General features: G+C 67.4%; 8 protein-coding genes. 5 read left to right on the top strand and 3 right to left on the bottom strand.

Annotated features, from left to right (window positions below; translation table 11 throughout):
* A partial coding sequence (locus tag CJZ82_RS16125) for a sigma factor-like helix-turn-helix DNA-binding protein (RefSeq protein ID WP_304442174.1) occupies positions 1–301 on the top strand: 301 nt, incomplete at its 5' end.
* A 4-nt stretch (positions 302–305) separates the two neighbouring features.
* Positions 306–566, top strand: coding sequence for a hypothetical protein (locus CJZ82_RS16120; RefSeq protein ID WP_094556768.1), 261 nt, complete (start codon positions 306–308; stop codon positions 564–566).
* Here the strand turns inward: CJZ82_RS16120 and CJZ82_RS16115 are convergent.
* The 3 genes from CJZ82_RS16115 to CJZ82_RS16105 are packed head-to-tail and all read right to left on the bottom strand — an operon-like array spanning position 470 to position 3,345.
* Positions 470–1,183 (bottom strand): alpha-ketoglutarate-dependent dioxygenase AlkB, encoded by a 714-nt coding sequence (locus CJZ82_RS16115; protein ID WP_094556767.1) that lies wholly within the window; start codon positions 1,181–1,183, stop codon positions 470–472. The two genes, CJZ82_RS16120 and CJZ82_RS16115, sit on opposite strands and share 97 nt — an antisense overlap.
* A 20-nt stretch (positions 1,184–1,203) precedes the next feature.
* Positions 1,204–1,671, bottom strand: coding sequence for a hypothetical protein (locus tag CJZ82_RS16110; protein ID WP_094556766.1), 468 nt, complete (start codon positions 1,669–1,671; stop codon positions 1,204–1,206).
* Between the two features lie 60 nt (positions 1,672–1,731).
* Positions 1,732–3,345 (bottom strand): AarF/ABC1/UbiB kinase family protein, encoded by a 1,614-nt coding sequence (locus CJZ82_RS16105; RefSeq protein ID WP_094556765.1) that lies wholly within the window; start codon positions 3,343–3,345, stop codon positions 1,732–1,734.
* Positions 3,346–3,505: 160 nt separating this feature from the next.
* On the opposite strand from CJZ82_RS16105, the gene CJZ82_RS16100 reads away from it, so the two are divergent.
* Genes CJZ82_RS16100 through CJZ82_RS16090 form a run of 3 tightly spaced genes read left to right on the top strand, consistent with a single transcriptional unit; the run spans position 3,506 to position 6,426 of the window.
* A complete protein-coding gene (locus CJZ82_RS16100) occupies positions 3,506–4,882 on the top strand; it encodes an aminotransferase class I/II-fold pyridoxal phosphate-dependent enzyme (protein ID WP_094556764.1) in 1,377 nt (458 codons plus the stop codon).
* 12 nt (positions 4,883–4,894) lie between these two features.
* Positions 4,895–5,545 (top strand): precorrin-6Y C5,15-methyltransferase subunit CbiT, encoded by a 651-nt coding sequence (gene cbiT, locus CJZ82_RS16095; RefSeq protein ID WP_094556763.1) that lies wholly within the window; start codon positions 4,895–4,897, stop codon positions 5,543–5,545.
* Complete coding sequence (locus tag CJZ82_RS16090; protein ID WP_094556762.1) at positions 5,542–6,426, top strand: phosphatidate cytidylyltransferase; 885 nt, start codon at positions 5,542–5,544, stop codon at positions 6,424–6,426. Before cbiT ends, CJZ82_RS16090 begins: the two co-directional genes overlap by 4 nt.
* Positions 6,427–6,429 lie beyond the last annotated feature (3 nt).

Below are 6,429 nucleotides of genomic sequence, written 5' to 3'. Positions count from 1 at the left end.
CGGCGACGGTGAGGACACGGAGCTGCTGGATCTGCTGCAGGGGGATGGAGAGCTGCCGGCGGAGAGCGTGGACAGCGAGTGCCTGCGGGGCGACATGAGGGCGCTGCTGGAGCAACTGCCGGAGCTGCAGCGGAGCGTGCTGACCATGCGGTTCGGCATCAACGGGGATGAACCGATGAGCCTCACATCGATCGCCCGCACTCTGGGCATGAGCCGCGACAAGACCCGCAACCTGGAGCGCCGTGCCCTGGAGGGCATCCGCTCGCGCTCCTGCCGGCTTGAGGGTTATCTGGTGGCCTGAGAGCATGCCCTTTTTCGAGGTCTACTGGCGCGGGGAGTGCATCGCTGATGCCGGCGACCTGGAGGAAGCTCTCACCTGCTACGCCCAGGTCCGCCCCACGGAGCTGAGCTGGCAGGAGGCCTGGGATCAGGCCGAAGCCGAGGGTGATCCGCCCCCCGTTGTCTGCCGCTACCGCTCCTTCGAAGCCTTTTTAGACAACGAAGAAACTCTCGAGACGATCCCTGTCACGGTGGCCATGCTCGAGACCGCTGGCAGCGAAGCCTGATTCCTCGGGGTTGGCGCGGTTCGGATCAGCCGGAACGTGAGATTCAGCCGCTCCTGCCGTACCCGCAGCCGTCGTGGCAGCGCATGCAGCCAGTGCTGCTGGGTGGGAGGGTCCATGACCAGCAGATCTCCGTGGTTCAGCTCGAGAAGGAGCGGCTCGGCTACCCCGGGCCTGCGGTCGCGGGGCCTGAGTCGAAAGCTGCGGCTGGCCCCGAGGCTCAGGGAGGCGATCGGCGCCAGTGGTTCCAGCTCCGGTTCATCATCGGCATGCCAGCCCATGGAATCGGTGCCGTTTCGGTAGCGGTTGAGGAGCACCGAGTTGAAGCGCCAGCCCAGCGTGCTCTCCAGAGCCTCCCTGATCTCGATCAGGGCATCCGACCAGGGCTGGGGTTCATTGGCCAGGCCGCTGTAGCGGTACGAACAACCGGAATCCGCCACCCAGCAGGTGAGCCGCGGCATGGGGTGGGTGCGGCCGAACAGGGTGATTGACTCCTGTCGCCAGGGGATTTCCTGCTGTAACCGACTCAGTTGCCCGTCGGGATCGTTGGCCCATGCGGGCCAGAGGCGCAGGGCCAGGCCAGGGCCCTGCCACGGATGGATCTGGACTCTGGGCTCCATCGAGGCAACCACTTCAGGCTTCAGAAGAACTGATCGAAGTTGTCGAAATCCACGGCCTTGAAGCTGCCGTCCTGCACCTGCCGCATCAGCCCCTCCAGTTGCGCCCAGAGGGCACCACCGGTGAGCAGGGAGAGCAGCAGGGCCACCAGCAGGGCAGTGCCGCCACCGAAGCCGAACACCTGCAGGCTGCCGCCGATGAACAGGGTCACTCCCAGGATCAGCCCCGCATAGGACGCGACGGTTTCCGCCACCGCCAGGGGCAGCAGGTTGAGCCGGTCCTGTTTCCAGCCGTCAAGCCGGTTCTGCACCAGGCGAGAAAAGGTCAGACCGCAGAGAATCGCGATCGCGAAGCCCACTCCTGCCAGGAAGAAGGGTGGCTGCCCCACCGGCACATATTGCAGCAGGATGTCGGCGCCCTCGAAATCGGCGAAGGAACCCCCCGCGTACCCCTGAACCAGGGCCTCTGAACCGGTGGGATCGCTGATCACGGGCAGGCTGTCAAGGGTGTGACGCTGACCCTAGCGATCGGGAGACGGGTGCCCGGCCGCTCAGGCGGCCGGTGCCAGTGGATTAAGCCGTTGCAGCAGCCCGCCCACCACCTTGGTCGGGGAGAAGGTGCGGCGCAGCAGACCCATCAGCGCCTGCAGGTCTTCGGTGTTCAGGTGGTTGTCGCGCACCAGCATCAGCAGCAACCGCTGGCGCAGGCTGCCGCCACGGGGACCGAGCAGCAGGCGCAGACCTGCCCCAGCCACCGGCAGCAGATCAGGGTTGGCATCGTCGTGTTCCACCACCCCCAGCAGGCTTTCGAGCCTCTCCAGCTGCAGGTGGCCCTGGCGATCGAAAAGGACCTCCAGCAGCTTCTCTCGCAGCTCGGCGGTATCGCCGGCCAGCAGCCGCCGAGCCACATACGGATAGGCGACGCGGATGATCTTGAAGCCGGGGTCGAGCCGTAGGGCCAGCCCTTCCTGACTCACCACCGCCCGGATGATCAGGGCGAAGCGGGCCGGCACCCGGAAGGGGTAGTCGAACATCAGCTCCGAGAAGCGATCGGTGATCGCCTTGAAGTTGAACGAGCCCACGCTCTCCCCCAGCTGGCCGCCCAGCACCGTCTCCAGAGCCGGGACAATCGGGGCGAGATCTGCGTCGGGACGCAGGAATCCAAGGGTCCTGAAGTCGACGGCAAGGGCTTCGAAATCCCGGTTGATCAGATGCACCACCGCGCCGGTGAGGGTGAGCCGATCGGCGTCGCTGATCGAATCCATCATCCCGAAATCGACATAGGCCACGTGGCCCATGGCACCGGTGCGTCCCGGCAGAGCGAAGAGATTGCCTGGATGGGGATCGGCGTGGAAATAGCCGAACTCCAGCAGTTGCTGCAGACCAGCCATCACGCCAGTGCGGATCAGGGCATCGGGCTCGAGCCTGTGCGACTCCAGCTCCAGCCGGTCCTGCAGCTTGATCCCGTTGATCCAGCTGGTGGTCAGCACCCGGCGGCTGGAGAGCTGCCTCTCCACCCGCGGCACCGTGACGGCTGGATTGTCAGCAAAGAGGGCGGCAAAACGCTCAGCGTTATCGGCCTCACGGCGGTAATCGATCTCCTCGAAAAGGGTCTGGCCGAACTCATCGATGATGTCGCCGAGGCCGAAGCCCAGGTTCAGGGGAAGGAACGGAGCGGTGAGCACCCCGAGCAGGCGGATGATCACCAGATCGCGGCGCAGGATGTAGGCCAGGTTGGGCCGCTGCACCTTCACAGCCACCCACTGCCCTGTCGTGAGCTCAGCCTTGTACACCTGTCCCAGGCTGGCCGCTGCCACTGGGTAGGGGGGGAAATGCTCGAAGAGCTCCGCCGCCGGTGCCCCCAGCTCCGCTTCGATCTCCGCCAGGGCCAGCTCGTGGGAGAAGGGGGGCAGGTTGTCCTGCAGCTCGGTGAGCTGGTCGAGCCAGTCGCGACGCACCAGGTCGGGGCGAGTGGAGAGGGCCTGCCCCACCTTGATGAAGCAGGGACCCAGCTGAGTGAGGGTCTGGAGAATGCGGCGGCCCAGGCGTTGCTGCACGGAGCGATCGCTGCTGCTTCCCTGCACAACGAGCACCAGGGCCAGCCAGCCCAGCTGCCAGAGCACCGCCGTCAGGCGCGACACCAGGATCCAGGGGCGCAGCAGCATCCAGCGCAGATCCGCGGCGGGCTCGTAACGGGGCGGTGGCCCTTCGACCCGCGCAGGACGCGCTGGTGATGCCGGGCGCACGGGAGAGCTGGCAGTGATGGGGAAACTCCTGCGGCGCCTGAGGGGGTGACCCCAGACTCTAGAAAGTCCAGGGCTTGTGATGCTCCTGCTGTCGACCCTGAGTCAGGGTCTCCCGCGCCTCGATCTGCACCTGCCCGCCCATGGACGCGGACGGGGCCTGGCGCCGGGTCTGCGCCGGTTGCTGCGGCGGCGCCCCGGCCGCTGGGATCTGCCTGAACTGCCCGAGATCGGAGGGCCGCTGGAACCGGGTGGTGCCGTGGCCGCCGACCAGGCCGAATCTGCCCGTCTCTGCGGAGCCGATCGCTGCTGGTTCGGGGTGAACGGAGCCAGCGGGATGCTGCAGGTGGCCCTGCTGGCTCTGGCCCGGCCCGGCGAGAGGGTGCTGCTGCCGCGCAACCTGCACCGCAGCCTGCTGCACGCCTGCGTACTGGGCGGACTGCGGCCGGTGTTGTTCGATCTCCCCTTCGATCCGGCCACCGGATTGTGGCTGCCGCCAAGCCCCGCCTGGCTGCGGCTGCGTCTGGAGCAGGCCCCGACTCTGGCGGCGCTGGTGCTGGTGCATCCCAGCTACCAGGGCCTGGCAGGAGATCTGCAGGGTCTGATCGCCCTGGCCCATCAGCACGGCCTGCCGGTGCTGGTGGATGAAGCCCATGGGGCCCACTTCGGCCAACCGGGTCTGCCAATGGGTGCCCTGGCGGCTGGGGCCGATCTGGTGGTTCAGTCCCTGCACAAGAGCGCAGCTGGACTGGCCCAGAGCGCCGCCCTGCTGCTGCGGCGCGGGCGGGTGAGCGAGGAGGCGATCGAGCGGTCTCTGCTCTGGTTCCAGACCTCCAGCCCCAGTGCCCTGCTGCTGGCCTCGGCGGCGGCGGCCTTCGCGCACCGCCACAGCCCCGCCGGCGCCCGGGGCCTGAGCCGCGCCCTGGCTCGGGCGAACGCGCTGCGGCAGGCGCTGGAGAAAGCCTCCCTTCCCCTGGCGGCCAACCAGGATCCCCTGCGCCTGGTGTTTCACAGCGCCGGCCTCGGCATCAATGGACTGGCGGCCGACGCCTGGCTGCTCCAGCGGGGCGTGATCGCTGAGCTGCCCGAGCCCGGCTGCCTCACGTTCTGTCTGGGGGAACGGCCAACGCGGCGCGTTCTCTCGCTTTTGCCCTCCCGGCTGAAGCAGTTGCGCCAGGCCCTTGGCGGGCCAGCCTTCCTCCCCTTCACGCCACCGCCCATCCCCGCATTGATGGAGCCGGAGCTGACTCCTGGCGAGGCCTGGAGGCTGCCCCACCAGACCCTTCTCCTGGAACAGGCGCTGGAGAGGCTGGCGGCTGAGCCGATCTGCCCCTATCCACCGGGTATTCCCCTGTTGATCCCAGGTGAGCGGATCGATGCGGCGCGACTGGAGTGGCTGAAGGAGCAGCGCAGGCTCTGGCCCGGCCAGATCGCTGATACGGTGAAGGTTGTGGCCTAACGGGCGCTGCGGATGGGCGCTGGGCAGGGAGCTGGAGATCCAACTCGGCGATCCGAGCCAGAAGCTGCCTTTCAGTGGGATTTCGTCACCCCTGGACTGCCCGACCAGGCCTTTGAAGATGCCCCGGGTTTCACCCCCACACCAATGGAGTTAAGGGTGATGCTGCTGGCCCATCTGCGCCCCAGGGCCGATTCCATGGTCTGGGATGTGGGCGGCGGCACCGGTGCCCTGGCCCTGGAGATTGCCCGGTTGATGCCCCTGGGCCAGGTGCACACCCTGGAGCGGGATCCGGAGGCGATCGAGCTGCTGGAGCGCAACCGGCGGCACCTGGCCATCGACAACCTGCACATCCACGCAGGCGAGGCGCCCGATGGACTCTCCCTCTTGCCGCAGCACCCCGACCGGGTGGTCCTGGAGGTGGGCCGTCCACTGGCGAGCGTGTTGCGTGCGATCTGGACTGCCCTACAGCCCCGCGGACGGCTTGTGATCAGCACCGCCAGTCTGGAGGGGCTCGTGGATGCAACCAATACTCTGGCCCAGTTGGAAGCCAGGGACGTTCAAGTGGTGCAGGCGACGGTCCATCGCATGCAGCGTCGTGGCAGCCAGGCTCGGCTGGCGGCTGCTGAGCCCCTGTTTCTGATCGCTGCCGAGCGCCACGGGTGAGTCAGGGTTCACGGCCGCGCACCTCGCTTTCACGGCTGTTCAGCGGCTTCGCCGCTGGTGGCTTCGGCTTGGTGGTGGTGAGCCTCGGTGGCTGGTGGTTCACCGTGGCGGTTGGGGTGATCGTTCATCTTGGGTTGCTGGAGTTCTTCCGCCTGGCCCAGTTCAAGGGCATCCGACCCGCCACCAAGACCACGCTTGTGGCCTGCCAACTGCTGCTGTTTGCCACCCAGTGGGCCAGCGGCGGCGGCATGGCGGTCGACCTGGCGGCGTCAGTGGTGCCGGTGTCGGGAGCGGTGATCTGTGGCTGGCTGCTGCTTCAGCCGGTGACAGGCACCATCGCCGACATCGCCGCCTCGATCTTCGGCCTGTTCTATCTGGGCTTCCTGCCAAGCCACTGGCTGCGCCTGCGTGATCTGCTCGATCCAGTCCTGGCACCCCAACTGCAGGGAGCCGGCTGGCCCTTCACCCCGGGCATGGCGCTCACCCTGATGGCCTGCCTGATGGTGGTGGCCACCGATATCGGCTCCTACGTGATCGGCCGCCGCTTCGGATTGCATCCTCTCTCGCCGATCTCCCCGGGCAAGACCGTGGAGGGAGCCTTCGGCGGTGTGGCCAGTGCGGTGCTGGTGGGCGTGGTGGGCGGCCTGTTGCTGGGCTGGCGCTGGGGCTGGGTGGTGGGAGGATTGCTGGGGGGGGTGGTGTCGCTGTTTGCCCTGGTGGGGGACCTCACCGAATCGATGATGAAACGGGATGCGGGGGTGAAGGACTCCGGTGATGCGATCCCCGGCCACGGGGGCATCCTTGACCGAATCGACAGCTTTCTGTTCACCCCGGCGGTGGTCTACTACTTCGTGACCTTGCTGGTGCCGCTGCTGGGCTGAGGT

The sequence above is a fragment of the Synechococcus sp. 1G10 genome (assembly GCF_002252625.1).
Lineage (GTDB): Bacteria > Cyanobacteriota > Cyanobacteriia > PCC-6307 > Cyanobiaceae > Regnicoccus_A.
Note: the sequence above shows the minus strand (reverse complement) of the source record. Positions and strands in the feature narration are given on the sequence as shown.